Genomic DNA, 19040 nt, shown 5'->3' on the forward strand with positions numbered 1-19040 from the left:
CGTCTTAGTTTTTGTAATGGTAGTTGAATTCTTTTAATAGTTTTCCGGTATTATTATGTTCTCTTACTTCTTTAAGTCTGCCGGCATCATCATAAAGGTAAACTTCACGGATTCCAGAGGGAGGGGTAATACTTCTTACTCCAATTAATGGATCATAACTGTAGGTTGTGATCTGGTAACCGGACAAATTATTCCTAAAGTCCTTAAAGGCATTGAGCAGATTGGTTTCATCATTATTTCTTTCAGCGGCAGCGTCCAGATTAGAAACATTCACAATATTGTCTATAAAAGGTTGCCCAATGCTTTCGAATTTTGCATTGTCAATCTTGGCAATAGGCTGAGTTTGGTTGTACCCCCAGATAATGACTGTTGATACTCCCGATCTGTTAGTATACTGCACAATATTCCCTTTAGAATCATACTTATCATAACTCAATTCTGTTAATCCCTGATTAGGATTCTGGAGATCGTAAGACAATACTGAGGTCGGAAGTACCAAAAATCCTGTTTGAGAAATTGGAAGGCTTGTAGGAAAAATTGTTTTGCTTTTTGATACTATATTGCTAACCCCATTAGCGATTTTGGTGGTCTCTGTTTCTAAGGGAATAGCAATCATATTTCTATCAATTAACAGCTGATTTCCGGCTTGGTGAGCATATTGATATTCTGTTTTTATATTCTCCCCGGATGGTAAAATGTTTTCAGTACTTTTCACATTGATAGGTTTATTAATATCAGTATTGTAATAACTATTTAATGTCTTTGTTAGAGTAGATTTGTTTCCGAAGAATTCTTTCGTTGTGGTTTCCACATGTTCTACTTTTGCAGATTCAATCATATACATCTTATTCTCAACATTATAGATCTCCACCGGAACGTCTAATACAAGGGCGGTTCCTCTTGTAATGTCAAAATCTGTAGAAAAGGCAGCTATTTGGGGAACATTGGTGGTGAATTCTGACAAACTGTTTTTTAAGGTATTAAGCTCATAGGTATTTTTTACTATTTTTAAAGTATCATTGGCTTTATTCAGATAAATTTCCCTCTTTAACCTCCCGCCTTTCCATTTATTGTATACATAATTTGAACTGCTGGAAATTTCATATTCTCTTATAATTTTTCCTTTATCTGTAATTTCTACTACAGAAGGATAATTAATTACATCCGAGCTTCCATAGCTGGTGTTGCCCTGACTGGAATTGTGAAGGCGGTAATATTTTTCAAAAGAATATCCAGTCTCCTTACCTTCAAAATATTCTTTTACCTGTCTTTTAATAATAGATGAAAAATTATATTTCTGGTTCAATTGAAAATCAGGGATAAAAACTCCATTGTCATATTTTCCGTAAGCATACTCATAGACGTTTGAAACATTATTGGCATCAATATCTTCGATTTTCCGGATACGAGGGCTACCATATTTTTTAGTTTCATCAATATAAGTTGGGTATTTATATCGAATTGCACCAGCAATCGCACATGTACATTTTCCTATTTTCTGCAGCTGCAATACCAAATTTTTACCAGGTGATATATTCCAATCTACGGTTTTTGAGCGCCATTCAGAGAACTGTTGAGGGGCATATATTGCAGTTCCCGTACATTGGGTTTCTGCTATCGTTTGATTATCACCCGGATTACTGGCATTTAAACAAGCATTACTAAAGTTTACTTCAAGTTTTTCAGGCTCTGCATTAATTCCCAGATTTATTATTTGCTGTATATGTGCTGATGTAATTGTTAAAGTCTTTTTTTCATAAAAATCTTCTTCCGATGGATCTGTTTGCATTCCCCCTATTGGTAAATAATCCCAAGCATATCCTGTAGATTTCTTTCCTGAATTGTGGGGAAGTTCATAATAAAAATTTTTCTTGGCTCCTGTGGGATATTTTATAGATGTCAGCGTCCCTAAAACAGCATATATTTCATTCGGTTCCCTATCTCTTTTAGCAACAGCATTTAATTCTGTTAAAGGAATTTCGTAATCGTAAACCAAATTCGGAATATTTGGTATTTCTCTGTTATGGATGCTATTAATATATCCCCAGTAATCATCATTACTGCTGCTGCGTTTAGGAAGCTTATACTTTTCATTGTATTCAAATGAATACTCCGTGTTTTGCAAATTATCACGAACACTCAATAACTTAAGCCTGTAATCTTCATACGTTTTATTAGCATTATCTGTTTCAAAATAACTATAATTAAGACTAATATCTTTTACAATAACCCCAGCTTTATTGGTTACTATAATTCTACGAAGTGCAATTCCCTGCCCTCCGCTCAAGTCTTTTCTGTATGATGAGCCATCAACAAATGCCGCATTAGTATCATTGGAATACAAAAAATTAACCTCCCCATTATCAAAACGGATTTTACTGATTAAAGATTCTGAGAAAGAAGTAGAGGTCTCTGTTTTTTCATATCTGGGAAGACGAATCAGTTGTTCATACCCTCCACCTAAATTTGAGGTTAGTTTAAAATTGGCAATCTGGTTGATATTCCTTTCTCCATAACCATGGGTTTTATTATAATAAAACAAAACTGATTTGTTATTAATTTTAATTTCATCTAGATTATATAATGTTTTATACAAAACTGTAGGTCCCCCTATACTCCAAGGCATAACCGAATTTCTTGGAGACATCCAGTATTCTGTCCCCTGCGTATCTTTTATATAAAATTTACCATCATTTCTTGTGATCACAACATCATCATTGGGAATCAAGAACGTCTGATTATTCTCTTTCAGCAAGAAAGAACCTGATGCAGTAGGCAGATTATAATCAAAAATATCTTTTTGGGTATCGTAAGTCCCACTGTAGATACTTTCAAGATCAGCCCGTATCTGATTGTTCATATAAGATTCAGTAATGACCCCGTTATAAGCTCCATATTCTGAAATGTTTTTCTTAAAAAAAGGGACATCCAGATCATCGAGACCTACTACATTATGAGAAATCGTTCCGGGAATACTCAACGACCAGCCTAATCCTACCGTAGTAGCTACCTCGTTTAATTTGATTCCTCCTGTATTATACGCAAGAGAAATAGGAATACTAATTCCGTTAACGTTTATTGTATAAATTGGGATATTAATATTGGCTTTTCCTCTGAAGTAATCCATAGGTATAGCCTCCACTTTGGAAAGACTATAAGACTCTGCGCTGGCTGGTAAAGGAACAACCTGCTTAGTTTGTTCATTACCAATAAGCTGGGCTTTATAAAGCGTCCCAATTAGTAATAATAATATTATTTTCTTCATCGATTTTAGTTTTTATAATGGTAGTTGAATTCTTTTAATAGTTTTCCGGTATTATTATGTTCTCTGACTTCTTTAAGTCTGCCAGCATCATCATAAAGGTAAACTTCTCGGATTCCGGAGGGAGGGGTAATACTTCTTACTCCAATTAATGGATCATAACTGTAGGTTGTGATCTGGTAACCGGACAAATTATTCCTAAAGTCCTTAAAGGCATTGTGCAGATTGGTTTCATCATTATTTCTTTCAGCGGCAGCATCTGTGTTAGAGGCATTCACTATATTGTCTATGAATGATTGTCCAATTCCTTCCAGTTTTGCATTTTCAATCTTGGCAATAGGCTGAGTCCCGTTATATCCCCAGATAATGACTGTTGATACTCCCGATCTGTTAGTATACTGCACAATATTCCCTTTAGAATCATACTTATCATAACTCAATTCTGTTGATCCTGAAGAGGGATTCTCAAGATTATATGATAAAATAGATGTAGGAAGTACCAAATTCCCTGTTTGAGGAGAAGGAAGAGTCTTAGGGTAAATGGTTTCCGATTTTGAGAGTGTTTTTGTAGTTCCATTAGCAGTTTGTTTCGTTTCTGTTTCTAATGGAATGGTAATCATATTTTTATCTATCATAAGCTGATACCCTTTCTCATAAGCATATTGATAGGACGTTTTTATTTTCTCTCCACCTGGCAATATATTTTCTGTGCTCTGGAGATTGATTGGTTTAGTGATATCTGTATCATAATAATTATTTCTAGAAGTAGTAATTATTTTTTTACCATTTAAATAACCTGTAACCTCTGTAGTATCATTTTCTATTTTTCCTGACTCGATATTAATATATTTATATTGAATATTAAAAGCATCTACAAAATTTCCGGAGACACCTTGTTCTTTTTTTATTTTTGTAATATCTAAATTGATTGCAAAGCTTATTTCTTTATTAGTAATAGGACTGTAACCAGAAAGAGAGTTCTTCAATGGTTTAAAAGAATAAGTATATATTTCTTTACGCAAAGTATCATTGTTTTTCTTATAATATTGAGAAAGTAATAAGCCACTTTTCCAACTGTCATAATTGGATATTGCTATTTCAGAAACAGATTTGCTTTCATTACTTTGAGAAAAATTATAAATAATTTCACCTTTATCATTATATTCAGTAACTGTGGAATAAGTGATTAAATCTGAACTTGAATATGAACTGTTTGCAGATGATGAATTACTCAGTTTTAAAAACTGAAAATAAGCTGGAGCAGAATGCCCATCTGAGTGTGGAACTTCCCTATATATAGTTTTGGTATATGCAAAAGGCTGATTGATAACACCTCCATTATATTGGTAATTATAAATATTTTGTATGTTTTTTCCGTCATAATCTTCTACTTTTAATATTCTAAGTCCCCCGATATTCTTTATTTCTGTACTCTCATTACGGATCTCATGCAGGATATTCATATTAATATTACAGCCACATTCATCAACTCTATACAGCTTTAAAGTTATTGGAAGTGTTGTAGCTGATTGTACATTAAGAAATGGTTTTCCATTAGATGTATATATATTACTACCACTACTTGTAATAACTTTAGCAGATCCAAGGCAACTGGTAGGGCGTATTGTACCTGTATTGTCATTATTATTATCACACCAGTTAACAAATTGAAATTCAAATTTTGGTTCAATTAAACTGTTAAGTAAAGTGGAAGGAACTGAAAACGTTTTTTCAGATGCATTATCTCCATATACTCCATCTTGATAAATATTTTCTAAAATTTCATATTCATCTCTTTTTATTGTTGTAGAATATTGCTTTGTTTCTGTTTTATTATTTTCATAGTACAAATTTCTATATCCGCCAGTAGGATAAGTTATTTTTTTTAGAATACCCAGTTGTGAATAAAGAGTATTTGCTTCTCGATCTCTTCCATTTTGGTATATTTTGACTAAAGAATTAAAAGTTTCTCGAGGGATGTTATGATCATCATTTAAATTCCCAATTCTGTTAATATATCCCCAGTAATCATCATTGGCTGTCGATCTTCTTGGTAGTGGGATACTTTCATCATATGTGAAACGATAAAACGATTTCTGTAAATTATCATAGACACTATTTAATTTCAGACGATAATCCTGAGGAATATCTGAAGGAGACTGAGGATTGAAATATGAATAATTGAGAATGAAATCTTTTGTAGTCTCAGAGGTTTTACTCATTACTTTTATTCTTCGAAGAGCCAACCCATTTTTTATTGTTGAAGTGCCAATAGTAGTACCAATATCTTTTCTATACTTATCGTTATTTTCAATGGCTAGTTCTAGGTCGTCAGAATATTCGAAAATAATCTCTCCTTCAGGGAATACAATTTTAGTAAGTAATTTTTCTGCATAATCAATTTTTGACCGTGTAATATCATATTTTGACAATCCATTAGGATTATAAGAGCCTCCTGTTTGTGTTGTTAAATTAATATATGCATTTTCATTAACTGTTTTTTCAATATAAGATTGATTTTTTGCATAATAAAATTTTATCATTTTTCCTTGAGCAGTTTGAAGACTGTCTATTCCATATGAATTAACATATGGTGCTACCCCTGGAGTTCCTCCATTTATAAAATTCTTACCTGAAACCCAAAATTGATTACCCTGTTCATCTATTATTTTAAAAAGATCAGTATTAACTTTATTTATTTTTATATCTTCATGCGGGATGGTATATCCGGCATTATTATTAACTATAAATCCACCATTAATTGTAGGTAAGTTATAATGAAATATATCAGGCATTGTATCATATGAAAAGCCATCATATAATTGTTCTATAGTAGATATTCTGGGATCATTTGTACTATAATCTATAATACTATTTAGATATTGTGAAGATTCATTAAAATTTTTAAACCGTATAGAATAATTATCATCATCCTTTCCCATTATATTTTTGGAAATACTTCCAGGAATTGAAAGACTCCACCCTAAACCAACTGTACTTGCAACTTCATTAAGTTTTATTCCTCCTGTATTATATGATAATCCTATAGGAATATTAATTCCGTCTATACTGATGGTATAAAAAGGAATAGATATGTTAGCTCTCCCTCTAAACATATCCATAGGCAATTTCCCTACCTTATCAAGACTGTAGGCATTTGCTGTTGTAGGAAAAGGAACAATATTAGTATGATGGGTTTCCTTATCATTTCCTATTGATAATTGAGAAAACGTCCAGCTAAAACAAAATAATAATATAAAATTTATAATTTTTCTTTTCATGTGTTTTATTTCTTAATCAGCTTTGCATTTGCTGTTTTGTTATTATCTGTTTTTATGGTTACTAAGTAGGCGCCTTGTACCAAAGCCTGGGTATTCATCTTGGTTACTCTGTTCTTAGTTTTGAAGCTCTGAAGCTGTCTTCCGCTCATATCATAGAGCATGATATCAGCCTCTTTAAAATCAAAACCAATTTCTACGTAGGCATAGTCTGATACTGGGTTCGGGTAGATCTTAATATCATATTTGGCAATCAGATCACTTACCTGCTTGTCGCCCAGTTTTACAATCTTCCAGTTTTCTTTCCCTAATTCTTTAGCACTGGTTCCGGCTAACACAATAGAACCGTCTCTGTTCAGTTTCAGGTCTGAAAGTCTTTCCTCTTTTTGTCGAGATTCTCCTGTTATATGTTTTCTCCACTGTTCATTTCCATTGCCATCCAGGTACAGCATCCAGAAGGTCTCATCATCTTTTTCTATTCTTCCCTCGGCCTGGGTATAGCCGCCTAATAAGATTCCTTTAGTGATGTCTTGATTCTTGGCTCTCGGCTCTTGACTCTGGATCACACTCATTCCCATCAAAATATCACGGTTTTTGAAATTGTAGGACTTTTGCCACTGCTCATCGCCTCTTTCATTAAGAGCAATCAGCCAAAGGTCTGTTCCTTCTTGGGTGCCTACTGTTTTATTTCCTGATCTTTCTGATCTTGACTCTCCACCGATGATAAATCCGTTTGCAGTTAAAGCCAGGGTTCTGATATGGTCGTCTCCCTTACCTCCAAAGTTCTTTTCCCATTCTACTTTTCCATTTTTATCCAGTTTGACAATCCAATAGTCCCCTTCACCGAAGTTGCTGCTGGCTTTTGGCTTTTGGCTTATGGCTGTTGAACTCACTAATCTTTCATCTGAAGATTTTACTTCAGTATTTCTTATCCCAGAATCCTTAACCTCGGAACTTCTTGAATAAATACCCAATAATACTCCACCGTCTTTCGTTGGAATCATTTTTTCGACTTCGTCTAAACCTTTTCCGCCTAATATCAATTGAGAGAGTTCTTTACCGTCTTTGTTGAGTCTGGTTATCCAGACATCTTTGGAACCATAGCCTTTGGAAGAGTTCTGGACATTCCCGGCGATAAAAAAGCCTAAGTCTGTCGTTTGAATAACAGATTTAGCTTCCTCATCAGAAGAAGTGCCCAATGTTTTCTGCCATAATTCATCACCGAATTCATTGATCCGGATGAGCCAGATATCGGAACCACCTTTGGAATCATCTTTTTTATCGAGTCCTTTTCCTGAATAAGAAGTTCCGGCTAAGAGAAATCCACCATCCTGAGTGCTTACTGTCGCGGATAAATAGTCATGATTTTGTCCTGAGAAATACTTTTCCCAAGCCTCCTCTCCCTGCTGATTCAGCTTCACCAGATGGAAATCATAGCCGTTGTTTTGTTTATTGCCTTGTTGGAGTTTGTCGCTCTGTATAGAGCTGCCTGTAATAAGATACTGCTGATCGATGGTTGTAGTCACCTGACTTAGGAAATCCTGGGTAGTGGATTGGATGTCTTTCTGCCAGAGTACTTCCTGAGCAGACATACCCAGAACCGTGCATATAGTACATGCACTGAGATAATTTTTTTTCATTCCCGTGTTGTTTTTGAGTTTAATGATTAGCTTTTTAAATTCGCGCAAATTTAACTTTTTTTCGTTAGCACAAATCATATCCATGTGATTTAACACTAAATATTTGTAATGAATTATGGAATTTCATTACATTTTTATGATCTTATACTATTTTATCCAAAGCTACCACAGCACAACGACAGAGCATGTCGTATTATTTTAAAACTATTTTTAACTTAGGAGAGCTCTTAATGAAAATGCAGGAGGAAAGATCTTTCCAGGTGATAAAAAATGAGTTTCAGAAACAAAAGTTATGATGTAAAAAGTCTTCTATTGATAAAATAACGTCGATTTTGAACCTTAGCAACAATATCATTCATCATTCATCATTCATCATTCATCATTCATCATTCATCATTCATTACTCATTATTTATTACTCATTACTCATAAAAATAGCCCCGATAGTAACGGTTACCCCGCAACACAGGTTAGAAACGCCGGGGGATTGAGCATTGGAGTGCTCTGGCGTGAGGAGTATGAGTGGATAGCGGGAAATGGCTTCTAAAAAAAGAAATACTTAAACCCCGGAATATAATCTCCATAAAAAAGTCACCCTTTCGAGTGACTTACTTTTTCTTGGAAAACTTAATCCTATTGATAGATGACTACATCATCTTTTTTAATTTGGTAGCCCGCCTTTTTATAGGGAACCAGCACATAAGTTTCTTTAATATAGCTTCCGCTTTTCCAGCTTTTAGCTTTTCCTTCCTTTTCAAGGATAATACTTTTTGCATTTCCATCAGGAATAAAGATTTCTGCCCGTTTCATATCTTTACTAAAAATAACGGCCGTCATGGTAGTAGAGCTTTTATCGGAGCCTACTTCCTTTAATTTGATTTTCTGCTCAAAAACCCGCACACAATTATTTCTGATTTGCGAATAGGTATACCCTGCAGAGCCGATACAACCGTGAACATCCCTGTCACCTCCCAAAGCCGGAGTTTTTTGTTGGGCAAAAACTAAAGAGCCTAGGAACATCATGCTAAATAAAATTGGTTTTTTCATATTTAAATTATTAATGTTTTCTGTTTGGTAAAAAGTCTTTGGGAAATAAAGATATTAAATTCATTCTTAGTTACAAAAACATTCTTTTTGAGCAACTTATAATGTCCATTCATTCCGGAAGCCATCTGCACACAAAAAAAGCCACCCTTCCGGGTGACTTAATTTCTTTGAAAACCTGATTTTATTGATAGATTACAACATTATCCTTTTTAAGCTGATAACCGCTTTTTTTGTAAGGAGTCAATACATAATCTTCATTTTTCCACGCTTTCGCTTTTCCTGCTCTGGTAAGAATTACACTCCCTCCTTCTGCATCTTTAACAAAAACTTCAGCTTTCTTCTTGTCTTTGCTGAAAATAACAGCGGCAATATAGTCTCCTTTTGTAGCAATTTCTTTTAGCTTTATTTTTTCTTCAAAAGTTCTTACACAGTCTTTCTTGATCTGTGAATACGTATATCCTGCTGAACCGATACATCCATGAGCATCTTTATCGCCACCCAAAACCGGTGTTTGTTGTGCAAATACTAAAGTACCAAGGAACATTGCGCTCAATACAACTGTTTTTTTCATATTGTTTATATTATGATAACCAGACACGGTATTAATAAAAATCATGCCAAAAAAAACATAAAACACATGGCTGTGAAAAACTTTTTCTCCTTCTTATTTTGTCCAGGTAATCTTTGCATGCTTCACCTCATCGGAGCTGGTTCCGATCATAATATCAAATTCTCCTGATTCCCAGTCATATTTTAAATCACCATTGTAAAACTTCAGGGTTTCCGGGGTAATCGTAAAGATTACTTTTTTAGATTCTCCTTTTTTCAAAAATATTTTCTGGAAACCTTTTAATTCTTTTACAGGTCTTGTAATACTTCCCACCATATCTCTGATATATAACTGAGCGACCTCTGCACCATCATAATTTCCGGAATTGGTTATGGTAACAGATGCTTGAATTTCTTGATTTCCTTTAGGGTTGGTATTGGAAATACTGATATCTGAATAATTGAATTTTGTATAGCTTAATCCATATCCAAATGTATACAATGGGGTATTGCACTCATCCATATAATTAGAACGGAATCTTTGATATTCGCATTTATCAGTCAGCTTCTGGTCTAGTGGACGGCCTGTATTTTTAGCATTATAATAAATAGGAACCTGCCCTAAGCTTCTTGGGAACGTCATTGGAAGTTTTCCAGATGGGTTTACTTTTCCGAAAAGAACATCTGCCATCGCATTTCCCGCTTCTGAACCTGGGAACCATGCATTAAGAATCGCGTCAGGAGTATCTTTTACGTTTGTTAATGCTAATGGACGACCCGTGAAAAGAATCATTGCAATTGGTTTGCCGGTCTTTTTCAATTCGTTCAAGAGGTCAACCTGAGACTGAGGAATGGTAATTTCTGACCTTGATGAAGATTCACCACTCATTTCTGCAGATTCTCCAATGGCTAAAACAATAACGTCAGCCTTATTGGCAACATCCACCGCCTCTTTTAGCAATTCTTCTTTTGAACGATTATCTCTATCTGTTTTCTTTCCGTGAGCAGCATAGATTTCTTCCAATTTTGCATCGTAATCGATATTGGCTCCTTTTGCGGAAAGGAATTTTACTTCTTTACCATAATTTGCCTGAAGTCCCTGCATTAGGTTAACTGAAACACTGTGTTTTGTAGCAACACTCCAGGTTCCGGCCATGTTCATGGAGTTATTGACCAATGGTCCAATTACTGCAACGGTTCCTGATTTTTTTAAAGGCAATATCTGGTTTTCATTTTTCAGTAAAACCATTGACTGAGCGGCAACGTTTCTAGCGATATTACGATTTTCCAGGTTGTACACTTCTTTGGCTGCCAGTTTTGCATCTCCGTGTTTGTATGGATTATCAAAAAGCCCTAAGTCATATTTTGCTTCAAGGATCCTTCTGGCTGCCATATCAATCTCAGCCTGGGTAACTTTTCCTTCAGACAGAGATTTTTTTAACGTGGTTAAAAAGCCTTCTCCTACCATGTCCATATCAACTCCTGCTTTTAAAGCCAGTGCTGAAACCTGCTGAAGATCACCCATTCCATGATCTACCATTTCATTGATCCCGGTATAATCGGTTACTACAAATCCTTTGAATTTCCATTGATTTCTCAAAACTTCAGTCTGCAGCCATCTGCTTCCTGTAGCAGGAACTCCGTCTACTTCATTGAAAGAAGCCATTACAGAGGCCACTCCTGCATCTACAGCTGCTTTATAAGGTGGAAAATACTCGTTGAACATCCTTACATGGCTCATATCAACGGTATTATAATCTCTTCCGGATTCTCCAGCTCCGTATAATGCAAAGTGCTTAACACACGCTAATATATTAGTACCATTAGCCAGGTCTTTACCTTGGTAACCGTATACCATATTTTTTGAGATCTCACTTCCTAAATACGGATCTTCACCGGAACCTTCGGAAACCCTTCCCCATCTTGGTTCGCGGGAAATATCCACCATTGGCGAAAAGGTCCAGTTAATTCCATCAGAAGCGGCTTCTCTTGCTGCCACTCTTGCAGACTGCTGTACCAGGTTCATATCCCATGAAGCGGCTAGCCCTAAGGGAATTGGAAATGTTGTTTCATATCCGTGGATCACATCCATTCCGAAGATCATTGGAATTTTCAAACGGCTTTTTTCAACGGCTACTTTCTGAACGGCTTTAATTTTATCCGCTCCTTTTATATTGAATAATCCACCTACTAATCCCTGCTCTACTTTTTTCCCGATATCTGAACTCTGAGCCATTCCGGTAGTAAAGTCTCCGGAAGTAGGAAGGTTCAGCTGGCCGATTTTTTCATCTAACGTCATTTTAGATAAAAGATTGTCTACAAAGGCTTTCTTCTTCGCCTGATATTGTGCAGTCTGATAAGACTGTACAGGCTTGTCTACCATTTCCTGAGCGGAAAACACCGGCGAAAGTGCCAGGGTTGCAAGTACAATTAACTTTTTCATAAATCTATCTTCTTATATTATTGTTTTGATTTTTACGTAGTTCCTTTCATTTCCCGAAACTTATATTCTTATTTTTATTTTTCTTTCTTTTTAGACAGCATCCATTCATATAACTGTGGATTTGAATAGGCAGAATCCCATGAGTTATGATTATCATTAGGGAAAATCACTAATTCTGCCGAAGGATTCACAGGGTGAAGTTTTTGATAAAATTTGAAAGCATTTTCCGGTAATACAATATCATCCATCCCCCCATGGAATATTTTCATATTCAAATCTTTAAATTGCTGAATATTGGCCGTCATCACTTGATCTGTTGGTGCACAAACTGAAGCAACTGCTGCAAACATCTCAGGGTGCTCCATCGCCAGTTTTAAAGTTCCCCAACCTCCCATGGAAAGCCCAGTCAAATAAATCCTGGAAGCATCAATTTTATATTTTTTCTGAATATCCTTAATCAGATTATAGACTGTTACCGTATCCCACCAGGTATCTGCCGGGCATTGTGGAGCCAGAATAGCTACCGGTTCTTTGATCAGATTTTTATAAGTAAACGGGCTGTGTGCTTTTACCAGTTCAAGGTTATTTCCTCTTTCTCCAGAACCATGCAGAAAAACGATTAATGGAACATTTCCTTTTGTGTTTTTAGGATAATCCAGTATATAGGACATTTTCTCCTGTCGTTTAAACTCTTTGTTCAGTTCTGCTTTTATCTCCTGAGCATTCAGTTGTAAAGAGAATGGCAGCAATAAAAGAGGGATATGCTTTAATTTTAATTTCATATTGTTATTCAGGTTTTGGCTAAAGCCATTGGATGGATTTTTTTTATTTAAACAGGCTAAAACCCGTTTCTATTGAATTGATTCTCTTAATAGCCATTAATTCACAAATAAAATTTGTTCATGTACTTGAAACTAATAAGAAAGATCTATTTGATTCCATATTTTGGTGACTGGAAGTTTAGTTTCTTCAAGCCTTGTTGTATTTCCGGAGCATTCATGAATAGCTTCCAAAGGAAACCGGTTCTGTAATTTTCAATCATGGGTGCTATCGTACCCTGGTCAATAGCCAGATACCTTGGAGTAAACCAGTTGTTATAATTGATGGAAGTTGCATCATAAGGACCTGCTGAACCAATAAATTCAGGTTTCTGAGTATAGATGAACCTCAGAAAGTCCATGGATTCTTTTGGAGTGTATGGGAAGCTGCTTAACGCTGCCGTAGGAGTTATCACTCCATTATCATTACTTGGCATGTGCGCTGTATAGCCAGTACTTCCGTCCTCATTTCTTGTATAGCCGGCTGTTAGCCCCCAATAGTTTGGACCGTAGCCTTTCCATTGTTTTGGGTTTTCAACACAGTATTTATAATCAATAAGGGTTTGATTTTTATTAATATCAAAGTAGTTTTTCACCATTTTATCGGATAATTCTGTAGGATCAAGCCCGATGTATGAATATTGAGCCCAGAAAAGTGGCCCGCCGTATTCCTCGGCATAGTTGTGCTTTACATACAGAGGTAATCCGTATTTTGTTTTGTTGGTGAGGTAGGTCCCGTTTCTGGTCCAGCCTTTATAATAAGTTTCAGCATCAATTGAGTAGGTAGGTGAAGATGCAGCAAGAATATAGGTAATTAAACATTCATTATATCCTTCCAGTGGAAAGTTCATTTCCCATTGGTATTCCGGTGACCAGTGCCAGTACAACACCTTTTCACCTCCTTTGGTGTACCAGTTCCATTGAATTCCTTTCCAAAGTTCATCACATTTTGCAGCTAAAGCTTTTTCTTCAGTATTTCCATTTTTAAAGTATTCACGAACCATTAATATTCCTGAAGTAAGGAATGCTGTTTCTACAAGATCTCCGCCGTTATCTTTTTTTCCAAAAGGAACTGTCTTACCCGTTTCTCCATTGATCCAATGTGACCAAGCGCCTTTGTGGCGATCTGCTTTTGCCAAAAAATCCATGATATGGGTTAATCTTTTCACAGCTTCTTTTCTTGGAACAAATCCTCTCTCTACTCCTACCAATAAAGTCGCTAATCCAAATCCTGAACCTCCGGTTGTGATGACATGCTTATCATGATCCGGATAGATATTATCTTCATGGTAACGCTCTCTTCCCAACATAGAATTAGGTTCTGCATAATCCCAGAAGTACTTTAAGGCATCTTTCTGTACTTGATCCATCAGCTGCTCATCGGTAATGGTGCTTTTCACTCCATTATTTTTTACAATTTCCGGTTTGGAAACCTGAGCATTTTTACAAGAATAAGTAAAGAATAAAGAAGTTACGGTAATTGATAATAGGGTCTTTTTCATTGGTATCGGGTTATGGGTTATAAAATTAGAGGAGAATTTTCACTCTCCTCTAGTTTATGGTTGTTATTAGTTATATCCTGGGTTTTGTTGAGAAAGGCCACCAGCTTCCATGATAAATTCAAAAGGAAGTGGGAATAATTCATGCTTCCCAACGATGAATTTTTTGCCACCATCCGCAGCCATTGCAGCCTGCGCCTGACCTGTTCTTACGAGATCAAACCATCTGTCGTGCTCAAAAGCAAGTTCTAATCGTCTTTCTTTCCAGATTGCAGTTCTTACATCTGCCTGTGAAACTGCTGTAGTTGGCGCTATCTTAGCTCTTTCTCTAACCTGATTTAGTAGAGGAATAGCAACACTTGTCTGTCCTAATTCATTCAATGCTTCTGCTTTGATTAACAAAACTTCCGCATATCTAAGGTAACGGATATTAGTATCAGTCGCATCCTTATCATAGAATGCTGAAGAATAAGCCTTATAATTATAGAACTTGTTCTCTACCGTATTAGGAATATATCTTCCATCATACAATGTCATATCTCTATGAATAATTGTAGCATCTCTTCTCTCCGTATCTCCTTCTGCTGTATAAGCATCATATAATCCTTGGGTAGGTGTAGCAAATCCCCAGCCCCAGCCACCGGAACCTCTAACTCCCTGAACCACGCTATATTGCTGAATTGCTTTACCTGCATCAGCACCAGATCCCTGAATTTCAAAGATGGATTCTGCGTTATTTTCTCCAGAAACTTTATAAATTTCAATGAAGCTTGGAGTTAATGAGTATCCCGTCACTAAATCACATTGTTCTGCAGCTAACTGCCATTTTTTCTGATAAAGATATACTTTAGCCAATAGCGCATGTGCTGCTCCTACAGATGCTCTACCTACATTATTTCCTGTATATACGGACTTATTTGGCAAGGATTCTATAGCATCTTTCAAATCTTTTTCAATGAATGCATAAATTTCCTCTTTAGAAACTCTTGTAAGCTGCATTTTTTTATCTTCAGCATTATCAAGACTAGGAACATGATCCACCAAAGGAACTCCCCCAAAAGATCTTACCAAGGTAAAGTACATGAAAGCCCTCAGAAATTTAGCCTCACCAGTTAGTCTTTTACGTAATTCAGAGTCAGCTTTATCTAATTGTGGAATATACTTTAAAGCTTGATTACATCTGTTTATTCCTTGATAATTAGAAGCAAAAAGTTCTTTAAAAGATGGTGTTGTAGCAGTAATATCCAATGCGTCCAAAAGATTTTTATCAGATCCATTATCTCCTGCTGTAGAACCTTTATCGGCATCATCAGAAATAATGGAAGTAACACCAATCCAGGCAAACGTACTCATATTCCAATCTAAAAATTTAGCATAGATGGAATTTACAAAGTAAGTAGCACCATCATTATTATTAAATTTTTCAAGGTCATCAATAGTCATTGATTCTGATGGTTTTACATCAATAAATTCATCACTACAGCTTTGTACTGCAGCTACTGAACCTAGTAACATTAATGATATTAACAGTATTTTATTTCTTTTCATTTTTTCTAAAAGTTTACATTTACACCAAATACAAAAGATTTTAACGTCGGATAAGCATTAAGCTCTACTCCTGCCATTTTGTAAGGATCTCCCTCTGTTTTCGCATCTGCAGGATCATATCCCGATAATTCAGTGGAATATCCTGTATATTTTTGCCAGATAAAAGGATTAATTGCACTTACATAAAATCTGATAGACTTTACATAGTCCACTACATTCTTTACTGTATACCCAATTGATATATTGTTAATTCTGAAATAATCTCCATCTTCCAGATAATAAGTTGACGCTAATGGATTGTCAGTAGATGGCTTCGGATTTGTTCCGGTTGGGTTAGATGAAGTCCAGTAATCTTGAACTACTGAAGATTCAATATTTACATTATTACTTCTCTGGGCTTTTTTACCATTATAAACACTAAATCCAAATGCTCCATAACCATTGGCTGCAAAGTCCCAGTTTTTATAACTTAATGAAACATTAATTCCTAACATTGATTTTGGGATATAAGAATTAAAATATTTTCTGTCTCCCGCATCAGCTCGTCCTGTAACACCATTTCCATTAAGATCTTTATACTTCATGTTTCCGTTAGCATCTAATCCGTCATATTCCCATAGATAAAAACTTCCTAAAGCATGGCCTACTGTAGAACCATTAAACAATTTAACCCATTCTCCATTTCCTAAGCTACCTCCACTTAACTGAGCAATATTCTTTTGAGTGTCCACTCTGGTAAGAACATTTTCATTAAATGAATAATTAGCACCTAGTGAATAAGTCCAATCTTGGCCTACTTTATCTGCCCAGTTCAGAGAGAATTCCATACCTCTGTTCCTAACTGCTCCTACGTGTGAATAATAAGTCTCAGATTGCCCTGAAGTTATATAATTGGTTATTCCTAAAATAAGGTTTGTTGTTTCTCTGTTGTAAGCATCAACGCTACCTGTAAGCCTCTTATTAAACATTCCAAAGTCTAATCCTACAGAAGATTCTTCAGTAACCTCCCATCCTAATACAGGATCATACCCTTTATTGACAGTAATCCCGTTACTTACTGGATTTGCATTTCCAAATCCATAATTATAATCTTTACCAGAATTTAAAGGCAAATAGTTCAAAGGAACTCTTTGATTCCCTAATTTACCCCAGCCTCCTCTTAGCTTTAAAAGATCAAAGAACCCGTCTTTCATAAAATCTTCTTCAGAAATAATCCATCCCGCTCCGAATGATGGGAAAGTCCCCCATTTTTGCCCTGCAGCAAATTGAGAAGATCCATCACGTCTTACGGTAGCACTCAATAAATAACGATTCATTAGTTTATATTGTGCTCTGGCGAAATATGAAACAGTTGTATTTCTGTCAAATTTTGTAGAATAAAGACTCTGAACATTATTTATATAATTAGTGTCTTTGATATTCCAGTAGTTCTGGTCATTCAACAATAAGTTCTTTCTTTTGATAATAGTCTGATCAATTCCATTTCTTACCGTTGTTTCTGTACCTATTGTTGCTTCGATATCATGAACCCCGAACTTTTTATTATATGTCAAATAATTCGTTAAAGACCAATTGTAATAGTCTTCTTTTGTATTCTCCAAAGTATTTTTTGGGTTAGAAGCAGAGAAATTATTTGCCACCCTTGTTGGATCTCCTGCAAGCCAGATTGCAACTTCATCTTTAAAATTATATGATTTATATGTACCATATTCTCCATTAAATTGAGAAGTGAATCTCAGTCCCTTAATGATATCGATATCTAGTTTCAATCCACCTTGCAATAATGTACTTTTATTTTGTTCATTATTAAGTAATAATTGACTGACAGGGTTAGTCACATCATTAAATTTATAACCTGTATAATCTACAATACCTGTGGTTTCATTTACATACGGCATTCCAAATTGTCCGGAACCATAATATACAGGAACCATTGGAGATTGTTTATAAGCTGTTGTAAAAGCATTAAAAGGCTTAGGAGTTGATTTTGTGAAGGCTACACTTAAATTTTGAGATAAAGTAATTCCCTTAGTAATCTTAAACTCATTATTGGTCCTAATGGTTGCACGATTGTAATCTGTACCTCTCAGAATAGATTGTTCATCATAATTATTTAAACTGAAAAAGTATTTCACAGCTTCGGAAGAACCAGAAATAGAAAGATTATGTTGATTATAAATCCCTGTTCTCGTAATTTCCTTAAACCAATCTGTATTCACTGGTTGATTAGTGGAAAACTCATTTTTATTAAGGGCAATATTGTTATAAGCTGCAAATTCTGATGCGTTTGCCATCTTCACGGTTCTCAAAGGGCTTCTTACCCCTACTAATCCATCATAAGAAACACTTAACTTTCCTTTTCCTGATTTTGTAGTGATGATAATCACCCCATTAGCAGCTCTGTTACCATAAATAGCTAATGCAGCTGCATCTTTTAGAATATCATAAGTAAGAATATCATTAGAATTGATATTGTTGATATTTTCTAAAAACATTCCATCCACAACATAAAGTGGTGTCCTACCTCCTGTTACAGTTCCAAGACCTCTTATCATTACTGAAGGTGTAGATCCTGGCATATCAGAAGCCATAATCTGTACCCCTGCAGCTTTTCCCTGAATGGCTTGTGTAGCATTCAAAACTTTGGTTTTGGTTACTTCTTCTGCACTGATGGAGCTAATGGATGTTGTATTATCCACTTTCTTACGGCTACCATATCCGATCATGACCACTTCGTCAATCTTCTGAACTTTGGCAGAGTCATTTGTAACCTGTGCATTCACGTTCATCCCGAAGTATAAAACTGCGATGAGGCATGGATACTTTAAATTACTTTGTTTCATATAGTTTCAATTTTATTCGTACAATCAGATTTTCAACATTGTCTCATTTCGAAGCATTCAATTTCTCAAATGAAGACATTAGCCAAAAATAGAAAAAAAACCGAAACATGTTAA

At 35.5% G+C, this 19040-nt stretch carries 10 protein-coding genes; all 10 read right to left on the minus strand.

Features of this window, described 5'->3' with window-relative positions:
• Positions 1 to 4 precede the first annotated feature (4 nt).
• The 10 genes from NBX25_RS09515 to NBX25_RS09560 all read right to left on the minus strand — a co-directional run bounded on the left by NBX25_RS09515 (position 5) and on the right by NBX25_RS09560 (position 18926).
• Positions 5 to 3265 carry a hypothetical protein gene (locus NBX25_RS09515; RefSeq protein ID WP_250253473.1) on the minus strand — a complete coding sequence of 1087 codons (3261 nt, stop codon included), beginning with the start codon at positions 3263 to 3265 and terminating at the stop codon, positions 5 to 7.
• A 5-nt stretch (positions 3266 to 3270) separates the two neighbouring features.
• Positions 3271 to 6543, minus strand: a complete 3273-nt coding sequence (locus tag NBX25_RS09520) for a hypothetical protein (RefSeq protein ID WP_250253474.1) — start codon at positions 6541 to 6543, stop codon at positions 3271 to 3273.
• 5 nt (positions 6544 to 6548) lie between these two features.
• Positions 6549 to 8180, minus strand: a complete 1632-nt coding sequence (locus NBX25_RS09525; RefSeq protein WP_250253475.1) for a T9SS type A sorting domain-containing protein — start codon at positions 8178 to 8180, stop codon at positions 6549 to 6551.
• 632 nt (positions 8181 to 8812) lie between these two features.
• A complete protein-coding gene (locus NBX25_RS09530; RefSeq protein WP_250253476.1) occupies positions 8813 to 9226 on the minus strand; it encodes a hypothetical protein in 414 nt (137 codons plus the stop codon).
• A gap of 181 nt (positions 9227 to 9407) precedes the next feature.
• Positions 9408 to 9797, minus strand: a complete 390-nt coding sequence (locus tag NBX25_RS09535; RefSeq protein ID WP_250253477.1) for a hypothetical protein — start codon at positions 9795 to 9797, stop codon at positions 9408 to 9410.
• 93 nt (positions 9798 to 9890) lie between these two features.
• The gene (gene bglX, locus NBX25_RS09540; RefSeq protein WP_250253478.1) at positions 9891 to 12218 is read right to left on the minus strand and encodes a beta-glucosidase BglX; all 2328 of its coding nucleotides are present in this window, start codon (positions 12216 to 12218) and stop codon (positions 9891 to 9893) included.
• A gap of 74 nt (positions 12219 to 12292) precedes the next feature.
• The gene (locus NBX25_RS09545) at positions 12293 to 13000 is read right to left on the minus strand and encodes a carboxylesterase family protein (protein ID WP_123911033.1); all 708 of its coding nucleotides are present in this window, start codon (positions 12998 to 13000) and stop codon (positions 12293 to 12295) included.
• Positions 13001 to 13146: 146 nt separating this feature from the next.
• Entirely contained in the window at positions 13147 to 14538 is a 1392-nt protein-coding gene (locus NBX25_RS09550) for a glucoamylase family protein (RefSeq protein ID WP_250253479.1), read from the minus strand.
• 66 nt (positions 14539 to 14604) lie between these two features.
• Positions 14605 to 16083: a RagB/SusD family nutrient uptake outer membrane protein gene (locus NBX25_RS09555; protein ID WP_250253480.1), complete on the minus strand. Its 1479-nt coding sequence runs from the start codon at positions 16081 to 16083 to the stop codon at positions 14605 to 14607.
• 5 nt (positions 16084 to 16088) lie between these two features.
• Positions 16089 to 18926, minus strand: a complete 2838-nt coding sequence (locus NBX25_RS09560; RefSeq protein WP_250253481.1) for a SusC/RagA family TonB-linked outer membrane protein — start codon at positions 18924 to 18926, stop codon at positions 16089 to 16091.
• Between the last annotated feature and the right edge of the window lie 114 nt (positions 18927 to 19040).

The organism is Chryseobacterium sp. Marseille-Q3244 (genome assembly GCF_940807095.1).
Classification (GTDB): Bacteria; Bacteroidota; Bacteroidia; order Flavobacteriales; family Weeksellaceae; genus Chryseobacterium.

What these genes read in the sequence shown, in the direction of transcription:
- NBX25_RS09515 (WP_250253473.1), bottom strand. Translation starts at nt 3,265, where the DNA reads ATGAAGAAAATAATATTATTATTACTAATTGGGACGCTTTATAAAGCC.
- NBX25_RS09520 (WP_250253474.1), bottom strand. Translation starts at nt 6,543, where the DNA reads ATGAAAAGAAAAATTATAAATTTTATATTATTATTTTGTTTTAGCTGG.
- NBX25_RS09525 (WP_250253475.1), bottom strand. Translation starts at nt 8,180, where the DNA reads ATGAAAAAAAATTATCTCAGTGCATGTACTATATGCACGGTTCTGGGT.
- NBX25_RS09530 (WP_250253476.1), bottom strand. Translation starts at nt 9,226, where the DNA reads ATGAAAAAACCAATTTTATTTAGCATGATGTTCCTAGGCTCTTTAGTT.
- NBX25_RS09535 (WP_250253477.1), bottom strand. Translation starts at nt 9,797, where the DNA reads ATGAAAAAAACAGTTGTATTGAGCGCAATGTTCCTTGGTACTTTAGTA.
- bglX (WP_250253478.1), bottom strand. Translation starts at nt 12,218, where the DNA reads ATGAAAAAGTTAATTGTACTTGCAACCCTGGCACTTTCGCCGGTGTTT.
- NBX25_RS09545 (WP_123911033.1), bottom strand. Translation starts at nt 13,000, where the DNA reads ATGAAATTAAAATTAAAGCATATCCCTCTTTTATTGCTGCCATTCTCT.
- NBX25_RS09550 (WP_250253479.1), bottom strand. Translation starts at nt 14,538, where the DNA reads ATGAAAAAGACCCTATTATCAATTACCGTAACTTCTTTATTCTTTACT.
- NBX25_RS09555 (WP_250253480.1), bottom strand. Translation starts at nt 16,083, where the DNA reads ATGAAAAGAAATAAAATACTGTTAATATCATTAATGTTACTAGGTTCA.
- NBX25_RS09560 (WP_250253481.1), bottom strand. Translation starts at nt 18,926, where the DNA reads ATGAAACAAAGTAATTTAAAGTATCCATGCCTCATCGCAGTTTTATAC.